Origin of the sequence: Acinetobacter lactucae (genome assembly GCF_013344765.1) — a bacterium.
In the GTDB taxonomy this organism is placed as follows: Bacteria; Pseudomonadota; Gammaproteobacteria; order Pseudomonadales; family Moraxellaceae; genus Acinetobacter; species Acinetobacter lactucae_A.
In genome coordinates this window covers 1-258 of the sequence record NZ_JABVBF010000467.1, presented here as the reverse complement: position 1 = coordinate 258, position 258 = coordinate 1, and the positions used below count along the sequence as shown (strand labels likewise).

Genomic DNA, 258 nt, shown 5'->3' with positions numbered 1-258 from the left:
TTACCACTGCAGTATCCGTACCCGCATTGCCCGCTGCATCTGTTGCTGTCACGGTAATGGTGTGTGGACCGTCTGTTAATACAGGCAAGCTATTGTCTGCAAGCGTCCAGGTGCCGTCGCCATTGTTTACTGCCGGGTAGTCAGTGCCATCTACATTCACCACCACAGTAGCTGTCGGGTCATTGACTGTACCGGTGAGCGCAGGTGTGCTGTCATTGGTAAGGACATCATCAAGCGCGACCACCGGTGGCGTGATGT

At 54.7% G+C, this 258-nt stretch carries 1 protein-coding gene; it reads right to left on the bottom strand.

What is annotated here, in order from left to right; translation table 11 throughout:
* On the bottom strand, positions 1-258 hold a 258-nt coding region (locus HUN22_RS17875; protein ID WP_254617580.1), incomplete at both ends, for an Ig-like domain-containing protein.